This window comes from Stappia sp. G46H5W, assembly GCF_058448995.1.
Map to the genome: position 1 here is coordinate 37,204 of NZ_JBZFLL010000005.1, position 18,798 is coordinate 56,001.

Genomic DNA, 18,798 nt, shown 5'->3' on the forward strand with positions numbered 1-18,798 from the left:
TGCCGGACATCCGCGATCCGGCGAGAACAAGGGAGTCCAGCATGAGCGCCAAGAAGCCAGGCCGTGGCCGCGTCTACGCCTCCATCACCGAGACCATCGGCGACACCCCGCTCGTCCGGCTCGACCGGCTGGCCCGTGATGCCGGCGTCGGGGCGGAGATCCTCGCCAAGCTCGAGTTCTTCAACCCGATCTCCAGCGTCAAGGACCGCATCGGCGTGTCGATGATCGAGGCACTGGAGGCCGAGGGCAAGATCGTTCCCGGCAAGACCACCCTCGTCGAGCCGACCTCCGGCAACACCGGCATCGCGCTCGCCTTCGTCGCTGCCGCCAAGGGCTACCGCCTGATTCTGGTGATGCCGGAGACCATGTCGATCGAGCGCCGCAAGATGCTCAAGCTGCTCGGCGCCGAGCTGGAGCTCACAGAAGGCCCCAAGGGCATGAAGGGCGCGGTCGCGCGCGCCGAGGAAATGGTCAAGGAGATCGACGGCGCGGTGATGCCGCAGCAGTTCGAGAACCCGGCCAACCCGGAGATCCATCGCCGCACCACCGCCGAGGAGATCTGGAACGACACGGACGGCACGGTCGACGTCTTCGTTTCCGGCATCGGCACCGGCGGCACGATCACCGGCGTCGGCTCGGTGCTGAAGGAGCGCAAGCCCGGCCTGCATGTGGTCGCGGTCGAGCCGGCCGACAGCCCGATCCTGTCCGGCGGCAATCCCGGCCCGCACAAGATCCAGGGCATCGGCGCCGGCTTCGTGCCGGGCGTGCTCGACAAGTCGGTCTATGACGAGGTCGTCACCGTGAGCAACGACGAGGCCTTCGAGATGGCCCGCAAGGTCGCGCGCACCGAGGGACTGCCGGTCGGCATTTCCTCCGGCGCCGCGCTCGCGGCCGCGCTCAAGGTCGGCGCACGGCCCGATATGAAGGGCAAGCGCATCGTCGTGATCATCCCCTCCTTCGCCGAGCGCTACCTGTCGACGGCGCTGTTCGAGGGGCTGGACTAAGCTTCCGCGCCTCTTGCGGACCTTTTGATCATCAGCGGCGGGGCCCTATGGGCTCCGCCGTTTTCGTTTGCGCGCCGAAGACAAAGCGTCGCCTGATCTGACATCAGCCAACCGCCTCTGAGACGTGATGAGAACAAAAAAGAATCGTAATTCAACCACTTAAAGAAAATTCAGATAACCCATTGATTCAATTTGACTTATGCTGAAATTGATGAGATAATAAATATGGTAGATGCGCCGCACCCCTCGACTGCAAGGCTGATTAGAATCAACGCCTAGCAATCTTATCTGCGCACGGTTGCCACTAGACGGTAGCCTATCGCCGCAGACGAAAATGAGGAGCGGGCTCTACCGCTATTAGAATTGATACCCGTAGTAGCGGAATATCTCTTGCTGGTCGTTAGTTAGCCTTCCACGAGTGGGTGGCGTCGGCTGCAGTACCAATCCATAGTCCGCATGGCGATTATCTAAGGAAGCGACGCGGGGCCTAAGCGCCTTAGCAAATCGTACTTCACAAGGACCACTATCAAGGTTGTCCACAGCAGCGAAAAAAGCACTAGCGACGATGTCTGCAAATTGAAGTCCTACCCGTGTTTTATGCGGGTAAGCTTTAACTAAGCGCCAGTCCATCACATTCCATTTAGGAACCCACTTGTCTAGCAACGGACCAGAGCCTTTGGCCTGTTGCGCTAAGAGTGCGTGATATGCCGCCGTTTGGTCGTAAGAATGACCGCCTCTCTCAGAGAACTCAAACGTTACATGACGTGGTTTTCCAAAATTTTTAACAGAATGCCGCTCTACATAATGTGTAATTCTTTCTACTAGAATCCTAACAAGCCAATTATAGAACCACTGATTCGACGGGATTTTTTCCGCTCGATGATTTCTATATTGCCTCATATTCTTTTTGTTGGATGCTACAACAAAAATCCTCGCAGGATAACCTGACAAGGCCAAGCATACCTTATCCTTTTTGGGATAAGATAAATCCCTGAAATGTATGTCCTTTCTCTGCCTGATATTCAAATCTTCAACTAATTCCTTGTGCCAAGATAAAATGTTCGCTTCATTCTCTGCTCGGATTAAAACCGCAGAAAGAATCATCCATTCCGTGCCGCCAATAGGATCAATAGGCCTAACTCGCCTCAACCCAGGATCACCAGCTTCGTCAATATACGCAATATAGCCTGGATTAATCCCATCTACTTGTTTCATCAAATTACTCTTCGACACCCACGCCAGGATGAGACCCAAAACAGAATTTAAAATCGATATTTACTATCCTGATCGCAATATCATTAGTGTCAAGCATTCTCCTCGCCGTGGTTGTGACCGACCTGAGGTTGCGCTAGGTTGCAGTCTATTGCGATTGCAGAAGTTTCGCGCAAAGTCATAGAGCGAGGGGGCGGTCAATGGTCTCGCGGGTCACCACGGTCGCGTTCCAGGGCATAGAGGCGCAACCTGTCGACGTGCAGGTGCAGATCGGCCCCGGCCAGGTCGCCTTCACCATCGTCGGCCTGCCGGACAAGGCGGTGGGCGAAAGCCGCGAGCGGGTCCGCTCCGCACTGATCGCCTCCGGCCTGTCGCTGCCGGCCAAGCGCGTCACCGTCAACCTTGCGCCGGCCGACCTGCCCAAGGAAGGCTCGCATTTCGACCTGCCCATCGCCCTTGCCCTGATGGCGGCGATGGGGGCGCTGCCCGCCGCCGAGCTGGAGCGCTACGTGGTGCTCGGCGAGCTGGCGCTGGACGGCACGATCTCCGCCGTCGCCGGCGTGCTGCCGGCAGCCATCGGCGCCAACACTCTCGCCCGCGGCTTGATCTGCCCCGCGCCTTGCGGCCCGGAAGCGGCATGGGCCGATCCGGAGATGGAGATCCTGGCGCCCGTTTCGCTGATCCAGCTCGCCAACCATTTCAAGGGCACGCAGATCCTCTCCCGGCCGCAGCCGAAGCTGAGCGCCAATCCGTCCGTCCTGCCAGACCTTTCCGAGGTGCGCGGCCAGGAAAGCGCCAAGCGGGCGCTGGAGATCGCCGCGGCCGGCGGCCACAACCTGTTGATGATCGGCCCGCCGGGCGCCGGCAAGTCGATGCTGGCGACCCGCCTGCCCTCGATCCTGCCGCCGCTCAGCCCGCGCGAGCTGCTGGAAGTGTCGATGATCGCCTCCATCGCCGGCGAGCTTGCCGACGGCAAGCTCAGCGAGCGCCGGCCTTTTCGCGCGCCGCATCATTCCGCCTCGATGGCAGCGCTCGTCGGCGGCGGCATCCGCGCCCGGCCGGGCGAGGTGTCGCTCGCCCATAACGGCGTGCTGTTCCTTGATGAACTGCCCGAGTTCCAGCCGCAGGTGCTCGACGGGCTGCGCCAGCCGCTGGAAAGCGGCGAGACAGTGATCGTGCGCGCCAACCACCGCACCAGCTACCCCTCGCGCGTCCAGCTGATCGCGGCGATGAACCCCTGCCGCTGCGGCCATGCCGGCGAGCCGGGCCATGTCTGCCGGCGCGGCGAGCGCTGCGCCTCCGAATATCAGGCGCGCCTGTCCGGCCCGCTGCTCGACCGGCTGGACCTTCGGATCGAGGTGCCGGCCGTTGCCGCCTCCGACCTGTTGCGCCCGGCCCAGGCCGAAAGCTCCGCCGCGGTCGCCGAGCGGGTCGCGCGTGCCCGCCAGCGCCAGAGCGAGCGCTACGCCGCGCTCGGCGTCTCCGCCCGCACCAATGCCGCCACCGGCGCGCGGCTGATCGAGCAGGTCGCCGCGCCCGATGCCGCCGGCCTCGACCTGCTGCAATCGGCAGCGGACGCGCTGCAACTGTCGGCGCGCGGCTATCACCGGGTGCTGAAAGTGGCGCGCACGCTGGCCGATCTCGACGGCTCGGACGCCGTCTCTCGGCTGCATCTCGCCGAGGCGCTGAGCTACCGGGGCGCCAGTCTTGAGCGCCGGGCGGCCTGAGCGCCCCCTTCCGCCTCCCCCTTCGCCCTTGGCTGCCGGGCCGCCGCATCCTAAATGAGGACCCAACGGAGATCCTCATGCAACACTATTCCCTTCTCGATCTGGCCCCCGTGCCGGAAGGCAAGACGTCGGCCGACGCGCTTGCCAACACCATCGATCTGGCCCGCAAGGCGGAAGCGGCGGGCTATCACCGCTACTGGCTTGCCGAGCACCACAACATGCCGGGCATCGCCAGCGCGGCCACGTCCGTCGTCATCGGCCAGGTGGCAGCGGCGACGAAGACCATCCGCGTCGGGGCGGGCGGCATCATGCTGCCCAACCATTCGCCGCTGGTCATCGCCGAACAGTTCGGCACGCTGGCAACATTGTTTCCCGGGCGCATCGACTTAGGGTTAGGCCGCGCGCCGGGCACGGACCTCGCAACAGCCCGGGCCTTGCGCCGGCACATGGCGGGCGAGGACAACTTCCCGCAGGATGTCGTCGACCTCATCGCCTATCTCGGCGACCCGTCGGAAGGCGGCCCCGTCCGCGCCATTCCCGGCGAGGGCACCCATGTGCCGGTCTGGATCCTCGGCTCCAGCCTTTACGGCGCGCAGCTTGCGGCCGCCTTCGGCCTGCCTTACGCCTTCGCCTCGCATTTCGCCCCGGCGATGCTGGAGGAGGCACTGGCCGTCTATCGCAGCACGTTCCGTCCGTCCGAGCAGCTGGCCGAACCGCGCGTGATGGTCGCCGCCGGCGTCTTCGTCGCGGATACGGATGCGGAGGCCCGCTATCTGCGCTCCTCGCAGGTGCTCTCCTTCGCAAGGCTGCGCACCGGGCGCCCGGGCAAGCTGCCGGCCCCGGTGGAAGACGTCGCCGCCGAAATCCCGCCCCATGTCCTTGCGCAGGTCGACCAGGCCCTCAGCGTGTCGGCGACCGGATCGCCCGAAACCGTCCGCAAAGGGCTTTCCGAGATCCTGGAGCGCTACCAGCCCGACGAACTGATCGTCACCGGCATGATCCACGACCACGCAGCCCGGGTCCGGTCCTTCGAGCTGGCGGCCGGGATCCTCGACGACCTGGCGGACGCCGCCTAGGGCCGCAGCAGACCCCAAGGTCCTTTGCCGCAACGGTTTCTCAATCTCTCCTGCCGAAAATGAGCGGGTTCGTGCGCCTTGCGCGAACCCGCTGATTGACGAGGAGAGCAGGTGGCCGCCCCGAAACGCCATGACGGAACGGAGCACAGCGACACCGGGCCGAACGCGCCCGAGCGCGCCAGTCTCCGTGCGGGGGAGGCTTCCCCGCGCACGCCCGCCGTTTCCGCCCCCTCGCTGCTGACGATCGCCGTCGCCTCCGCCAGCTTTCTCGCCGGCGCCGCGCTCACCATCTGGCTGGTGCCCGAGCAGATGCGCCTTGCCGCCTCCGGCGCCGCGCTCGCCATCGCCGGGCTCGCCATCGGCCTTGCCGGCCTGCTGCAGGCCCAGCGCGGCACCCATATGCGGGCGATGGCGCAAGCGAGCGTCCGCCTCGCCGCGCTGACCTCCGAGCGCAACCTGCTCAGAGCCGAAAACGAGCAGCTGCGCGACGAGACCTGGCGGCTGAAGGAAAGCGACGGCCGGCTGCGCGACGTGCTCGACACGCTCGGCGACGTGGTCACCCGCTGGCGCGCCGGCGGCGAGATCGTCTATGCCAACGATGCCGCCGAACGGCTGTTCCCGGAGGGCTGGGCCCCCGCCCTGCCGGAGGCGAACGGCAGCACGGCCGAAGACGAGGCCAGCCGAGACATCCGGATGCAGACTTCCGGCGGCGAGCGCTGGTTCGCCCGGCGCGACGTGCCGGTGCGCGACGGCACCAGCGGCGAACCCTTGATCCAGACCATCCTGCGCGACGTCACCGACCGCCGCCGCATCGAGGACGCCCTGCTTGCCGCGCGCAACCAGGCGGAGACCGCCAACGCCTCCAAGAGCCGGTTCCTCGCCACCGTCAGCCACGAGATCCGCACCCCGCTCAACGGCATTCTCGGCATGACGGGCCTGCTCGCCGATACAAGGCTGACGGCCGAGCAGGCGAGCTATGTGGAGGCGGTGCGCGCCTCCGGCGAGATCCTGCTTCTCCTGATCAACGAGGTGCTCGACCTCTCGCGCATCGAGGCCGGCCGCCTCGACCTTGCGCCCGAGGAGATCGCCCTTGCCCCGCTTGCCGAAAGCGTCGTGGAGCTGCTGTCGCCGCGCGCCCAGTCGAAGGGGCTGGAGATCGGCTGCTATATCGCTCCCGACATGCCCGCGCGTCTCGTCGCCGACCCGACGCGCCTGCGCCAGATCCTGTTCAACCTGGCCGGCAACGGGCTGAAATTCACCGAGACCGGCGGCGTCGAGATCTGCATCGAGCCGATCGCCGAGACCGGAGAGGACAGCCCCGAAGGTCCCCCGCGCCGCTTCGCCATCACCGTGCGCGACACCGGCATCGGCTTTGCCCCGGAAGAGGCCGAACGGCTGTTCGAGGAGTTCGAGCAGGTCGACCACGGCCCGGCCCGCCGCTTCGACGGCGCCGGCCTCGGCCTTGCCATTTCGCGCCGGCTGGCCCGGCTGATGGGCGGCGACGTGATCGCCTGTTCCGCGCCGGGCGAGGGCGCCACCTTCCGCGTCGAGCTGCCGCTTCGCGCCGCCCCGGCCCTGCCCGCACCGGCTCCGGCCGCGCGGCCCTTGGCCGGCTCCCGCATCGCGCTTGTGTCTGCGAGCTGCATCGAGATGCCGCTGATCGCCCGTTCGCTGGCCGCGCAAGGTGCCGCGACCACGCTGCTTGCCCCGGGCAAGGAGGACGACGACGATGCGCTTCTGTCCGCCGATCTCGTCCTGCTCGACCCGCTGGCGGTGACCGATGCCGGCGCCTGGCTCGCCAGCGCCCGCGCCGCCGGACTTGCCGCCCCCGCCGGCGTGCTGCTGGCGCCGAGCGAGCGCGACCGGCTGCCGCGCCTGCGCGAGGCGGGCTTCGGCGGCTACCTGATCCGCCCCGTGCGCGCCACCTCGCTGACGGAGCTTTGCGCCACGCTGCTCGGCCGCGATACCGGCCTGTCGCCCTGGGACCGGCCCGAGCCGCGCTCCCTCACCGGGGCAGATGGCGAGGGGACGGGCTGCGACAGCGCCTGCGCGCAGCGTCCCTTGCGCATCCTCGTGGCCGACGACAACGACATCAACCGCATGCTCAGCGAGGCCCTGCTGCGCAAGCTCGGCCACGAGCCGGTGGTGGCGGCCGACGGGGCCGCGGCCCTTGCCGCGGCGGCCGACGGATCCTGCGACATGCTCCTGATGGACCTGCACATGCCGGTGGTCGACGGCATTGCGGCAATCCGCCGCTTCCGCGAGATGGAGACGGCCGGCGGCTGGCCGCGCGCGCCCGTCTATGTGGTGACCGCCGATGTCACCGCCGATGCGGAAAAGGCGGCGCTTGCCGCCGGTGCCGATGCGGTCCTGTCCAAGCCGCTCGACCCGGACCTGCTTCGCCGGCGTATCGTTCGCCGCACCGCGGAGACGGCCCTCCCGGGCGGGCACTGAAAACTTCGCCAATTGTCACGCAAGTGTTGGGAAAGTATGGTCTACGGCACGGCCAGCAAACGTGGCCGTCCGTCATGTGCGGCCGATTCGCCTGCCTGCTTGCGCCGGAATTGTTTGCCGGTTGAGAGTTTTGGCAGGGCCGGTTCGGCTGGCAGGAGCGACACGAGAATGGCCGGCCGGGCCTGCCCGGAACCGGCACCGTTGCGTGACGGCGTCCGCGGGAGGCAAGCAGGGAAGGCTCGGGGCCATGTCAAGAAACGCTGTTCTGTCGCCGCGCAGCCTGATGCGCAAGTTCGCCCCGGCGATGGCCACCAGCTGGCTTGCCGCGATGAAGGCCGGCCCCTCGGGCCGCAACGTTCCCAGCCTCGGCCGCATCGGCTCGCTGGAGGTGCGCCTGGCGCGCAGCGCCAAGGAGATCCGCAAGGCCCAGGAGCTGCGCTACCACGTCTTCTACGAGGAGATGTCGGCGATCGCCGATGCCGCGACCCAGGCAAACAGGCGCGATGTCGATGCCTATGACGACATTTGCGACCATCTCCTGGTGCTCGACCACGACCTGACCGAGCGCAACAAGCTCGGCCGCCGCGTGCCGCGCATCGTCGGTACCTACCGCCTGCTGCGCCAGGACGTCGCCGAGCGCCATGGCGGCTTCTACACCGCCGCCGAATTCGACATCCAGTCGCTGGTCGACGCCCACCCGCGCCTGCAGTTCCTGGAGCTCGGCCGCTCCTGCGTGCTCAAGCCCTACCGCACCAAGCGCACGGTCGAGCTGCTGTGGCACGGCATCTGGGCCTATGTGCTGATGCACCGGATCGACGTGATGGTCGGCTGCGCCTCCATCGAGGGCACCGATCCGGACCGCATCGCCTCGCAGCTCGCCTTCCTGCACCACAATGCCAGGACGCCGGAAGCCTGGCGGGTGCGCGCGGTCGGCGACCGCTATGTCGAGATGAACCGCATGCCGAAGGCCGAGGTCAACGAGCGCCAGGCGCTGCGCGAGCTGCCGCCCCTGATCAAGGGCTACCTGCGGCTCGGCGCCTATATCGGCGACGGCGCCGTGGTCGACCGCCAGTTCGGCACCACCGACGTGCTGATCGTCATGCCGGTGGAAGCGCTCAACAGCCGCTACGTCAATCATTACGGCGCCGACGCCGGCCGTTACGCCAGCCAGTAACGCGCCCTCGGTCAGGGCGCCCCGGCACTCCTCAAAGGCGCCGGGCCCAGGGCTCGACGCCGTAGCGGGCCGCGATGTTTCGCGCGCCGGCATCGAGCTGGCCGGCGTCCAGCCGCAGGAAGCCGACATGATCGAGAAAGCCGCCGCGCTCGGGTCGTGCGAAGGCGACGAGCGCGGAATAGCCGGCCCAGGCGCCATGGCCGAGCAGCGAGGCCAGCAGCGAGCGCGACAGGCCCCCGCCGCGGCAGGCCGAGGCGACGCCCATCACCGACAGCCACATCGCCCCGTCCAGTTCGCCCGCCGCCGCCATGGCGACGGGCCGGCCGCGGCGAAAGGCACCCCAGACCCGGTTTTCCGCCGCCAGCAGGTCGAGCTCGGGCAGCAAGCCTTCCGGCGAGGCGGCCGGGGACCAGTCGCCCCGGTCCGCCTCCGCCAGCCACAGCTCGTGCAGGGCCGGGACATCCTCGGGTCCTGCAACCCGCACCACGAAGGCCCCGGCCGGCGCGCTCACGGCTGCGGGCCGTCGTAGCCCTCGACGATCACCAGGTCCGAGACCGCGTGCGAGGCGCGCAGCGACTTGGCATAGGCATAGGCTTCGCTCTCGTAGCAGGCGACAGCCTTCTCGTAGCTGTCGAACTCGATCACCACGTTGCGCTGGCGCGCGGCGCCTTCCTTGCACTCGAAGCGGCCGCCGCGCACGATGAAGCGGGCGCCATAGGCGCGAAACGCCTCGGCATTCGCCTCGATATATTTCCTGTAGGCGTCCGGATCGCTCACATCGACCCGCGCCACCCAATATGCCTTTGCCATGCCTGCACCTTTCATGGAGCTGCCCGTGGGGCTACGGCGGCCCGCTGCCGCCTGTCCCGCCCCCCCGTGTTCGGATCAAGGCGTAACGCGCGGCGGGCAGAGCTGTAAAGCCGCGTCAGGGCGCGGCCGGGTGCCCTCATGCGGTAGTTAACACCCCCTTAAATCGCCGCATTTAGGCTCCAAGGCGAAGCTCGGGCACGCAAGACGTGCCGGAGTATCGGCACCGGATCGACCAATAGCCGACGCCCCCTGTGCATCTTGGAGGAACAGAGCGAATCGATGGCTCGCGGATCGTCACCCGGAAGCCGGCGCCCCACCCGCGTCGAGCCGAAGATGGAGCCCAGCGGCGCGACGCTGGACATGCGGCTGACCGGCGCCGACCGGCCGGCGGCCGGCGGACACGCGTCCTCCTCGTCCTCCTCCTCTTCGTCGGCGCCGGCCCGCAAGCGCACGGCCCGCAAGCCCGGTTCCCTGGACAGCGTCGGCGCCGGCCCCAACTCGGGTTCCAGCTCCGGCCGGGGCAGCGGCGGCAATAGCGGCGGCGGCAAGGGCGGCGGGCGCAAGGGCGGGCGCGGCAAGCCCCGCGCCAAGCGCCAGCGCGGCGGCATCTCGCGCCTGTTGCGGCGGGGCCTCTACTGGAGCTTCGTCCTGTGCATCTGGGGCGGCATCGCCGGCATCGGCGTCCTCATCTACTACGCCGCCTATCTGCCGCCGACCTCCGAATGGAAGGTGCCGCAGCGCCCGCCCAATGTGCGCATTGTCGCGGCCGACGGAACGTTGATGGCGAATCGCGGCGACACGGGCGGCGAGGCGGTGCGGCTGGAACAGCTGCCGCCCTATCTGCCGCAGGCGGTGATCGCCATCGAGGACCGGCGCTTCTACTCGCATTTCGGCCTCGATCCGCTCGGCCTCGGCCGCGCGGTGCTGACCAACATCACCTCCGGCCGGCTGGTGCAGGGCGGCTCGACGCTGACCCAGCAGTTGGCCAAGAACCTCTTCCTTGAGCCCGACCGCACCTTGCGGCGCAAGGTGCAGGAGGCGGTCCTCGCGCTCTGGCTTGAGACCAACTACTCCAAGGACGAGATCCTGGAGATGTATCTCAACCGGGTCTATTTCGGCGCCGGCGCCTATGGCGTCGATGCGGCCGCCCGGCGCTATTTCGGCAAGTCGGCGCGTTTGATCAGCGTGTCGGAGGCGGCGACGCTGGCCGGCCTGCTCAAGGCGCCCTCGCGCTATGCCCCGACCCGCAATCCGGACCTTGCCCAGGAGCGGGCCACCACCGTGCTCGCGGCCATGGCCGAGGAGGGCTATCTCACCGACGCGGAGGCGCGCGATGCCATCGCCGCGCCGATGCGCGTCGTCACCCACCACACCTCGGCCAGCGAGAACTACATCGCCGACTGGGTGATGGAGCTGCTGCCGGGCTATGTCGGCGCCATCGAGGACGACATCATCGTCGACACGACGATCGATCTCGGCCTGCAGATCATCGCCGAGGACGCCTTGCGCCGGGCCCTGTCCGAGGAAGGCGCCAAGCTCGGCGTCGGCCAGGGCGCCGTCGTCACGCTGGACGGGGCGGGCGCGGTCAAGGCGCTGGTCGGCGGACGCGACTATGCGCAGAGCCAGTTCAATCGCGCGGTCAACGCCCGGCGCCAGCCCGGTTCCGCCTTCAAGCCCTTCGTCTATCTCGCCGCGCTGGAGCGCGGGCTGACGCCCGCAACCGTGCGCGTCGACGAGCCGGTCAAGATCGGCAAGTGGGCGCCGAAGAACTACACCAAGACCTATCGCGGGCCGGTGACGCTCACCGAGGCGCTGTCGCTGTCGCTCAACACCGTGGCCGCGCGACTGGCGGAAGAAGTCGGCCCGCGCGCCATCATCCGCACCGCCCGCAAGCTCGGCATCACCTCGCCGCTCGCCTCCAACCTGTCGATCTCGCTCGGCACCTCGGAGGTGACTCCGCTGGAGATCGCCGCCGGGTACACGCCGTTTTCCAATGGCGGCTATGCGGTGGTGCCGCATGTCATCCGCCAGATCCGCACGCTGGAAGGCAAGGTGCTCTACGCGCGCACCGGCGACGGCGCGGGGCGGGTCATCGACCATGCGACGCTGGCCGACATGAACATGATGATGGCGCAGACCTTGACGACCGGCACCGGCAAGATCGCCAACCTGCCGGGTCGCCCGGCCGGCGGCAAGACCGGCACCAGCCAGGATTTCCGCGACGGCTGGTTCATCGGCTACACCGGCACCCTGACCACCGCTGTCTGGCTCGGCAACGACGACAATTCGCCGACCAAGCGCGCCACCGGCGGCTCGCTGCCGGCGAAGGTGTGGAAGGACGTGATGCAGGCGGGCCACCAGGGCCTGCCGGTCGCCAGCCTTCCGGGCGTGTCCGACCGGCCGGTGCAGGTCGCCGAACCTGCCGCAGCGCCGCTCGACATGCCGATGCGCGACATTCCGGCCGAGGGCGATCCGGCACGCCGGCTGCCGCCGATGCGCGATTCGGACGGCGGCGGCGGACCGCTCGACCTGCTCAACCGGATTTTCGGGGGCTGAGGGATACGGCTGAGCCGGCCTTCGCCGCTCAGCCGGCCCTGCGGGCGCGGCGGCTGACCAGCAGCGCCAGAACCGCGCCGAAGCCGTTGGCGGCGATGATCAACGCCAGCGGCAGGGCGGTGCCGCCATGGGTGGCGCCGACGGCGATGCCCACCGCCGCGGCCGTGCCCATCTGGCAGATACCCATCAGTGAGGACGCGCTGCCGGCGCGGTCCGGGAAGGGCATCAGGGCCGCGGCCTGCGCCTGCGGCAGGGCAAGGCCCACCCCCACCATGTAGAGCATCATCGGCGCGATGACGGAAACCGCCGAGGGCGCGGCCAGAACCGCGGCAATCATTGCCGCCCCGCCCAGCGCCAGCAGCACGCAGCCCGTCAGGATCGTGACTTCCGCGCCCTTTTTCGGCGCCAGCCGCTGGCCGATCAGCGTTCCCACCACATAGGCGCCGGCGCAGACGCCGAAGGCGATGCCATAGACCGAAGGGCTGAGGGCGAAGATGTCCTGCAGCACGAAGGACGAGCCGGAGATGAAGGCGAACAGCCCGCAATAGGTCAGCGTCACCACCGCCAGATAGGCGGCATAGGCGCGGTGGCGCAACAGGCCGGCAAAGCCCGACAGGATCGCGCGGATCGAGAAGGGCGCCGTCTCGCGCGCCCGGATCGTTTCGGGCAGGCCGCGCCAGATGCCGACGATCACCACCGCGGCGAAGGCAACCGAGACCAGGAAGACGAAGCGCCAGCCGCCGGCCGCCGCGATCAACCCACCGAAGAACGGCGCGATCGCCGGGGCAAGGCCCATGATCGAGCCCATGCGGGCGAGTTCCTGGCCCGCGCGCGGCCCCTCGTAGAGATCGCGCACCACGGCGCGCGCCAGCACCACCGGTCCCGCCGCGCCGAAGGCCTGGCAGAAGCGCGCCACGATCAGCACCTCGACGGTCGGGGCCAGCGTGCAGGCAAGGCTCGCCACCGCGTAGATGGCAAGGCCGGCGATCAGCACCGGCTTGCGGCCGATGCGGTCGGCGAGCGGGCCGTAGAACACCTGTCCGGCGGCGAAGCCGACGAGGAACACCGACAGGGTCAGCTGCACCGCCGCGTGGTTGGTTTCCAGCTCGCGCAGGATCGAGGGCAGCGCCGGCAGGTACATGTCGGTGGAGATCGGGCCGAGCGCCGTCAGGCTGGCGAGCAGGATGGTAAGCGCCCAGGTGTCCGGCTTGAGCATGCGAGCGGCCTTCTGGCGGCGGCGCGCGGCCGCGAGCTTGGGCGGGCGCCGGGGGGAGAGGGCGGCTGGCGGGGCAGGACTGCCGGGTCAGCCGTAAAGATGCAGGCGGCCGCCCTCGCGCTTCAGCCAGTCGCGCGCCTCCTCCGTGTGCGGGGCAAGGCGGCGGCAATGGGCCCAGAAGCGCGGGCCGTGGTTCATCTCGGCGAGATGGGCAACCTCATGGGCAGCGACGTAATCGAGGATCGACGGCGGCGCAAGCACAAGCCGCCAGGAGAAGGAGAGCCGCCCGTCCGCCGTGCAGGAGCCCCAGCGGCTCCGCGTATCGCGCAGGGTGAGGGCCGTTGGCGTGCGGCCGAGCGCCGCCGCATGGTGCGCCACCGCGCGCTCCAGATCGCGCCGCGCCTCGCGCTTCAGCCAGTCGGTGAGCTTGCGGGCGATGTGCTCGGCAGCGCCGGGCACCAGCAGACGGCCGACGGCTTCGCTGTCCTCTTGCAGCTCCGGGGCCGGCTCGGCGCGCACCAGCCCGCGCAATCCGCCGGCGGCAATGATCCGGTGCGCCGCCCCGCGCAGCGGGATCACCCCGCCTTCCGCGAAAGGCACCGCCTCGGGCCGCTCGCCCAGCCGCCCGGCCAGCCAGCCGCGCTGGCGCTGCGCGAACTCGCGCGCGGTGGCCAGGCTTCCGCCCTTCGGCACGGTCAGCACCGGGGCGCCGCCGTCGGAGGGCACGCGCAGGATGTAGCGGCGCGCCTGCGGGTTGCCGCGCAGCACGATGCGCTGCTCCCGCCCGTCGATCTCCAGGGTGATCTCCTCGGGCAGGACCGGCTGCCGGCGCAGGCGGAACAAGCCGTTCACGCGCCGGCCAGCTCGTCGAAGCGCTTGCGGACGTTGCCGTTCAGCGGGTTCTTGGCGCTCCAGCGATAGCGGATCGTCTCGAAGCGCATGGAGCGGGTGTCGACCAGCAACAGCCGGCCGAGCAGGCCTTCGCCGAAGCCGACGATCTCCTTGATCGCCTCCATCGCCTGCATCGTGCCGATGATGCCGGTCAGCGCACCGAGCACGCCGGCCTGCGCACAGGTCGGCAGCAGACCGTCGGCCGGGCGCTCGGGGAAGAGACAGCGATAGGTCGGGTTCGGCGTGCCGTCCTCGCCGGTCTCATGCGGCTTCAGCAGCGTCAGCGAGCCGTCGAGCCGGCCGACCGCGCCGGTGACCAGCGGCTTGCCGGCGAAGAAGCAGGCATCGGAAACCAGATAGCGTGTGGCGAAATTGTCGGAGCCGTCGACCACGAGGTCGTAGCGCGAGATCAGCGCCAGCGCGTTCATCGCGCCAAGCCGCGCCACATGCGGCTCGACCTTCACATGCGGGTTCAGCCGGGCGATCGCCTCGGCCGCGCTCGCCACCTTCGGCTCGCCCAGGTGGTCGGTGTCGTGGATCACCTGGCGCTGCAGGTTGGACAGCGACACGGTGTCGTCGTCGACGACGCCGAGCGTGCCGACGCCGGCCGCCGCCAGATATTGCAAGACCGGCGCGCCGAGCCCGCCGGCACCGATCACCAGCACCTTCGCGGCCTTCAGCTTCTGCTGGCCGGGGCCGCCGACATCCTGCAAGACGATGTGGCGGGCATAGCGTTCGAGTTCTGCGGGCGAAAGCGTGGTCATCGAAAGGTCCGGAGCGTCGGAAGGGGGAGGCAGGCGGTCAGCGCAGCAGGCGGCCGACCAGCCGGGCGGTATAGTCGACCATCGGGATGATGCGGGCATAGTTCAGCCGGGTCGGGCCGATCACGCCGAGCACGCCGATGATCCGGTCGTCCTGGTCGCGGAAGGGCGAGACGACGATGGAGGAGCCGGACAGCGAGAACAGCTTGTTCTCAGAGCCGATGAAGATGCGCACGCCGTCGCCGCCCTCGGCCGCGGCCAGCAGCTGGATCAGGTCGCGCTTGTTCTCCAGGTCGTCGAACAGCAGGCGAATGCGCTCCAGGTCCTGCTCGGCCTCCAGGTGCGACAAGAGGTTGGAGCGGCCGCGCACGATCAGCGAGCCGGCCGCGTCGACCACGCCGGAACGGGTGGCGATGCCGGCTTCCACCAGCTTGGCGGTCAGCTCGTCCAGCTCCTTCTGGTGGCGGTCGCGCTGGGTCTCCAGCTCACGCCGCGCCTCGGCGAGCGTCCGCCCGCGGATCAGGCTGGTGAGATAGTTCGACGCCTCCATCAGCGCCGTCTGCGGCAGGCCCGGCGGCAGGTCGACGATGCGGTTCTCAACCGAGCCGTCGTCGCCGACCAGCACCACAAGCGCCTTCAGCGGCTCGATGCGGACGAATTCGACATGGCGCAGGCGCACATCCGCCTTGTGGGTGAAGACGACGCCCGCCCCACGCGACAGGCCGGACAGCATCTGGCTGGCCTCGGTCAGAAGCTGCTCGCTGGTGCGCTCGCTGCGCGCCGCCTTGACCTGAATGTCGATCTGATCGCGCTCCTCGCGCGTCAGGTCGCCCACCTCCAGCAGCGCGTCGACGAAAAAGCGCAGGCCCCCTTCCGTCGGCATGCGCCCGGCCGAGGTGTGCGGGGCATAGAGCAGCCCGGCATGCTCAAGGTCCGACATGATATTGCGGATCGAGGCCGGCGACAGCTGGATGCCCGGCAGGCGCGACAGATTGCGCGAACCCACCGGCTCGCCGGTGTCGAGATAGGATTCCACGATGGCACGGAAGATCTCCCGCGACCGCTTGTCGAGATCGCCAAGGCTCACGGACGGCACACCCAGCGTCACGTTCCTGCTCCCCGGTTCTGCAAATCCACGTTCGGCACCTTATGTCCCCTGCCCGGCGGCCCTGCCTGTTCGGCCACATGGCGCGCCCCCGAATATAGTGCGCCCTGCCCGCGATTGCCCATGCCAAAGGCGCAAGAACGAAGGTCCCGCATGGGGGCCGGCACGGGACAAGCGGCAGACAGGCATTTCATTCCGGTCCCATATTGGATTAAGAGGGACGCGAAACAGGAGCAAGGGGCATCGATGCCCCGCGCGGCAGGCTTGAAGGGGATCGACATGCGGCCATCCAAACGTGCAGCGGACGAGTTGCGCGCCGTGACGCTGGAACGGAGCGTTTCCAAGCACGCAGAAGGGTCGTGCCTGGTCAAGTTCGGCGACACGCATGTGCTGTGCACCGCGAGCCTGGAAGAGCGCATTCCGCCCTGGCTGCGCGGCCAGGGCCGTGGCTGGGTCACGGCAGAATACGGCATGCTGCCGCGCGCCACCGGCGAACGCATGCGCCGCGAGGCCGCCTCGGGCAAGCAGTCCGGCCGTACCCAGGAGATCCAGCGGCTGATCGGCCGCTCGCTGCGCGCCATCGTCGACCTGCCGCTGCTCGGCGAGCGCCAGATCTCCGTCGATTGCGACGTCATCCAGGCCGATGGCGGCACCCGTACCGCCGCGATCACCGGCGCCTGGGTCGCCCTGCACGACTGCATCGAGTGGATGCGCGCCCGCGACATGGTCGCCGGCAAGGTGCTGAAGGACCATATCGCCGCGATTTCCTGCGGCATCCATGGCGGCCAGGCGGTGCTCGACCTCGACTATCTCGAGGACTCGGACGCAGATACCGACGCCAATTTCGTCATGACCGGTTCCGGCGGCATCGTCGAGATCCAGGGCACGGCGGAGGGCGAGCCCTTCTCCGAGGAGCAGTTCGCGCAGCTGCTGGCGCTGGCCAAGTCCGGCATCGGCCGGCTGGTCGACCTGCAGAAGATGGCGATCTCGTGAGGCTCGCATGACCGACACCACCTCCCCCATGCGCCGGCTCGAGCCCGGCCGGATCGTGCTGGCGAGCCACAATCCGGGCAAGCTGCGCGAGTTCGGCGACCTGATGGCGCCTTACGGCTACGAGGTCGTCTCGGCCGGCTCGCTCGGCCTGCCGGAGCCGGAAGAGACCGGCACCACCTTCGAGGCCAATGCCGAGCTGAAGGCCCGCGCGGCCGCCGAGGCCTCGGGCCTGCCGGCGCTTGCCGACGACAGCGGCTTCTGCGTCTTCGCGCTGAACGGCGATCCCGGGGTCTACTCGGCCCGCTGGGCGGGACCGGAGAAGGATTTCGCGATGGCCATGCGGACCATCGAGGAAAAGCTGCATGCCGCCGGCGCGACCGATCCGGCTGACCGCCGCTCGTCCTTCGTCGCCGTTCTCTGCCTTGCCTGGCCGGACGGCGAGGTCGCCCTGTTCCGCGGCGAGGTCGAGGGCACCGCCGTGTGGCCGCCGCGCGGCAGCGGCGGCTTCGGCTACGACCCGATGTTCCAGCCGGACGGCGAAGGCCGCACCTTCGGCGAAATGTCGGCGGAGGAAAAGCACGGGCGGGACGGCACCGCGCTGTCGCACCGTGCCCGCGCCTTCGCAGACTTCTCGGCACGCTGCCTGGAGGCATGATGGCTCAGGCGGACGGCGGTTTCGGCATCTATGTGCATTGGCCTTTCTGCGAGGCCAAATGCCCGTATTGCGACTTCAACAGCCATGTCCGCCATGCCGGCGTCGATCAGGCGCGCTTTGCCGCGGCCTTCGAACGGGAGCTTGCCTATTTCGCCGCCCGCACGCGCGGACGGCGGGTCGACTCGATCTTCCTCGGCGGCGGCACCCCGTCATTGATGCTTCCCGCGACGGTCGGCCGCGTGCTCGACGCCATCGCCGGCCACTGGGAAATCTCGCCCACCGTCGAGGTGTCGATGGAGGCCAACCCCTCATCGGTGGAGGCGGAGCGGTTCCGCGGCTATCGCGCGGCCGGCGTCAACCGCCTCTCGCTCGGCGTGCAGTCCCTGAGGGATGCGGACCTGAAGCGTCTCGGCCGGCTGCATGACGCGGCCCAGGCGCGTGAGGCGATCGGCATCGCCCGCTCGACCTTCGAGCGCATCTCCTTCGACCTGATTTACGCCCGGCCCGACCAGGATGCTGCCGCCTGGCGCACCGAGCTGGAGGAGGCGATCGGCCTTGCCGCCGATCACCTGTCGCTCTACCAGCTGACCATCGAGCAGGGCACGCCCTATTTCGAGCTGCACCGCACCGGCAAGCTGGTGGTGCCCGATCCCGACACCGCGGCCGATCTCTACGACCTGACGCAGGAGATCTGCGCCGCCCACGGCATGCCGGCCTACGAGGTCTCCAACCATGCCGCGCCCGGCGCGGAATGCCGGCACAATCTCGTCTACTGGCGCTACGGCGACTATGTCGGCGTCGGCCCCGGCGCCCATGGCCGGCTGACCGGCGGCAACGGCAAGTTCGCCACCGCCACCGAGCGCCATCCCGAGACCTGGCTTGCCGCCGTCGAGGCGCGCGGCGAGGGGCTGGTGGAGGACACTGCCCTCACCCAGGAAGAGCAGGGCGACGAGTTCCTGCTGATGGGCCTGCGGCTGGTGGAGGGCGTCGACCTTGCCCGTTTCGAGGCGATTTCCGACCGCCGGATCGATCCGCGGCGTGTCGCCGATCTCGTCGAACACGGCATGGTGGAACGACTCGACGGCACACGGATGCGCGTCACGCCGGCCGGTTGCCTCGTGCTGGACGCCGTCGTTGCCGATCTCGCATCGTGATTTTTGACGG

At 68.6% G+C, this 18,798-nt stretch carries 16 protein-coding genes; 9 read left to right on the plus strand and 7 right to left on the minus strand.

The genetic code is table 11. The features are described 5' to 3' along the window. Positions 1-41: 41 nt before the first annotated feature. A complete protein-coding gene (gene cysK / locus ACVJ6E_RS15785) occupies positions 42-1,004 on the plus strand; it encodes a cysteine synthase A (protein WP_120269798.1) in 963 nt (320 codons plus the stop codon). Positions 1,005-1,361: 357 nt separating this feature from the next. Here cysK and ACVJ6E_RS15790 read toward each other — a convergent pair whose 3' ends face one another. After that, positions 1,362-2,219 carry a DUF3800 domain-containing protein gene (locus ACVJ6E_RS15790; protein WP_120270185.1) on the minus strand — a complete coding sequence of 286 codons (858 nt, stop codon included), beginning with the start codon at positions 2,217-2,219 and terminating at the stop codon, positions 1,362-1,364. A 197-nt stretch (positions 2,220-2,416) separates the two neighbouring features. Between ACVJ6E_RS15790 and ACVJ6E_RS15795 the strand changes: the two genes are divergently transcribed. From ACVJ6E_RS15795 to olsB, 4 genes are all read left to right on the plus strand, one after another. Further along, on the plus strand, positions 2,417-3,943 hold the full coding sequence (locus ACVJ6E_RS15795; protein ID WP_120269799.1) for a YifB family Mg chelatase-like AAA ATPase: 1,527 nt from the start codon (positions 2,417-2,419) through the stop codon (positions 3,941-3,943). 77 nt (positions 3,944-4,020) lie between these two features. Then, complete coding sequence (locus ACVJ6E_RS15800) at positions 4,021-5,019, plus strand: LLM class flavin-dependent oxidoreductase (RefSeq protein WP_120269800.1); 999 nt, start codon at positions 4,021-4,023, stop codon at positions 5,017-5,019. Positions 5,020-5,130: 111 nt separating this feature from the next. Continuing rightward, positions 5,131-7,473 (plus strand): ATP-binding protein, encoded by a 2,343-nt coding sequence (locus ACVJ6E_RS15805; protein WP_120269801.1) that lies wholly within the window; start codon positions 5,131-5,133, stop codon positions 7,471-7,473. Positions 7,474-7,777: 304 nt separating this feature from the next. Then, positions 7,778-8,647, plus strand: coding sequence for a l-ornithine N(alpha)-acyltransferase (gene olsB / locus ACVJ6E_RS15810; RefSeq protein WP_245165633.1), 870 nt, complete (start codon positions 7,778-7,780; stop codon positions 8,645-8,647). Positions 8,648-8,678: 31 nt separating this feature from the next. Here olsB and ACVJ6E_RS15815 read toward each other — a convergent pair whose 3' ends face one another. Both ACVJ6E_RS15815 and ACVJ6E_RS15820 read right to left on the minus strand, forming a co-directional pair. Next, a complete protein-coding gene (locus ACVJ6E_RS15815) occupies positions 8,679-9,158 on the minus strand; it encodes a GNAT family N-acetyltransferase (RefSeq protein ID WP_120269803.1) in 480 nt (159 codons plus the stop codon). After that, positions 9,155-9,457: a DUF1330 domain-containing protein gene (locus tag ACVJ6E_RS15820; protein WP_120269804.1), complete on the minus strand. Its 303-nt coding sequence runs from the start codon at positions 9,455-9,457 to the stop codon at positions 9,155-9,157. The genes ACVJ6E_RS15815 and ACVJ6E_RS15820 overlap by 4 nt, the downstream gene beginning before the upstream one ends. 279 nt (positions 9,458-9,736) lie before the next feature. On the opposite strand from ACVJ6E_RS15820, the gene ACVJ6E_RS15825 reads away from it, so the two are divergent. After that, positions 9,737-12,013, plus strand: a complete 2,277-nt coding sequence (locus ACVJ6E_RS15825; RefSeq protein ID WP_199681357.1) for a penicillin-binding protein 1A — start codon at positions 9,737-9,739, stop codon at positions 12,011-12,013. Between the two features lie 28 nt (positions 12,014-12,041). Here ACVJ6E_RS15825 and ACVJ6E_RS15830 read toward each other — a convergent pair whose 3' ends face one another. From ACVJ6E_RS15830 to hrcA, 4 genes are all read right to left on the minus strand, one after another. Then, on the minus strand, positions 12,042-13,229 hold the full coding sequence (locus tag ACVJ6E_RS15830; RefSeq protein ID WP_120269805.1) for a multidrug effflux MFS transporter: 1,188 nt from the start codon (positions 13,227-13,229) through the stop codon (positions 12,042-12,044). 87 nt (positions 13,230-13,316) lie between these two features. Next, positions 13,317-14,072, minus strand: coding sequence for a YgjP family zinc-dependent metalloprotease (locus tag ACVJ6E_RS15835; protein WP_120270187.1), 756 nt, complete (start codon positions 14,070-14,072; stop codon positions 13,317-13,319). Between the two features lie 5 nt (positions 14,073-14,077). Beyond that, positions 14,078-14,884 carry a molybdopterin-synthase adenylyltransferase MoeB gene (gene moeB / locus ACVJ6E_RS15840; protein ID WP_120269806.1) on the minus strand — a complete coding sequence of 269 codons (807 nt, stop codon included), beginning with the start codon at positions 14,882-14,884 and terminating at the stop codon, positions 14,078-14,080. Positions 14,885-14,921: 37 nt separating this feature from the next. Then, entirely contained in the window at positions 14,922-15,989 is a 1,068-nt protein-coding gene (gene hrcA / locus ACVJ6E_RS15845) for a heat-inducible transcriptional repressor HrcA (protein ID WP_208996792.1), read from the minus strand. 276 nt (positions 15,990-16,265) lie between these two features. On the opposite strand from hrcA, the gene rph reads away from it, so the two are divergent. From rph to hemW, 3 genes are read left to right on the plus strand one after another with little or no spacing between them, the layout of a single operon-like run. Continuing rightward, the gene (rph, locus tag ACVJ6E_RS15850; protein WP_120270189.1) at positions 16,266-16,979 is read left to right on the plus strand and encodes a ribonuclease PH; all 714 of its coding nucleotides are present in this window, start codon (positions 16,266-16,268) and stop codon (positions 16,977-16,979) included. A gap of 7 nt (positions 16,980-16,986) precedes the next feature. Beyond that, on the plus strand, positions 16,987-17,634 hold the full coding sequence (gene rdgB / locus ACVJ6E_RS15855) for an RdgB/HAM1 family non-canonical purine NTP pyrophosphatase (protein ID WP_120269807.1): 648 nt from the start codon (positions 16,987-16,989) through the stop codon (positions 17,632-17,634). After that, complete coding sequence (gene hemW / locus ACVJ6E_RS15860) at positions 17,631-18,788, plus strand: radical SAM family heme chaperone HemW (protein ID WP_208996794.1); 1,158 nt, start codon at positions 17,631-17,633, stop codon at positions 18,786-18,788. Before rdgB ends, hemW begins: the two co-directional genes overlap by 4 nt. Positions 18,789-18,798 lie beyond the last annotated feature (10 nt).

What these genes read in the sequence shown, in the direction of transcription:
- cysK (WP_120269798.1), top strand. Translation starts at nt 42, where the DNA reads ATGAGCGCCAAGAAGCCAGGCCGTGGCCGCGTCTACGCCTCCATCACC.
- ACVJ6E_RS15790 (WP_120270185.1), bottom strand. Translation starts at nt 2,219, where the DNA reads ATGAAACAAGTAGATGGGATTAATCCAGGCTATATTGCGTATATTGAC.
- ACVJ6E_RS15795 (WP_120269799.1), top strand. Translation starts at nt 2,417, where the DNA reads ATGGTCTCGCGGGTCACCACGGTCGCGTTCCAGGGCATAGAGGCGCAA.
- ACVJ6E_RS15800 (WP_120269800.1), top strand. Translation starts at nt 4,021, where the DNA reads ATGCAACACTATTCCCTTCTCGATCTGGCCCCCGTGCCGGAAGGCAAG.
- olsB (WP_245165633.1), top strand. Translation starts at nt 7,778, where the DNA reads ATGGCCACCAGCTGGCTTGCCGCGATGAAGGCCGGCCCCTCGGGCCGC.
- ACVJ6E_RS15820 (WP_120269804.1), bottom strand. Translation starts at nt 9,457, where the DNA reads ATGGCAAAGGCATATTGGGTGGCGCGGGTCGATGTGAGCGATCCGGAC.
- ACVJ6E_RS15825 (WP_199681357.1), top strand. Translation starts at nt 9,737, where the DNA reads ATGGCTCGCGGATCGTCACCCGGAAGCCGGCGCCCCACCCGCGTCGAG.
- ACVJ6E_RS15830 (WP_120269805.1), bottom strand. Translation starts at nt 13,229, where the DNA reads ATGCTCAAGCCGGACACCTGGGCGCTTACCATCCTGCTCGCCAGCCTG.
- moeB (WP_120269806.1), bottom strand. Translation starts at nt 14,884, where the DNA reads ATGACCACGCTTTCGCCCGCAGAACTCGAACGCTATGCCCGCCACATC.
- rph (WP_120270189.1), top strand. Translation starts at nt 16,266, where the DNA reads ATGCGGCCATCCAAACGTGCAGCGGACGAGTTGCGCGCCGTGACGCTG.
- rdgB (WP_120269807.1), top strand. Translation starts at nt 16,987, where the DNA reads ATGACCGACACCACCTCCCCCATGCGCCGGCTCGAGCCCGGCCGGATC.
- hemW (WP_208996794.1), top strand. Translation starts at nt 17,631, where the DNA reads ATGATGGCTCAGGCGGACGGCGGTTTCGGCATCTATGTGCATTGGCCT.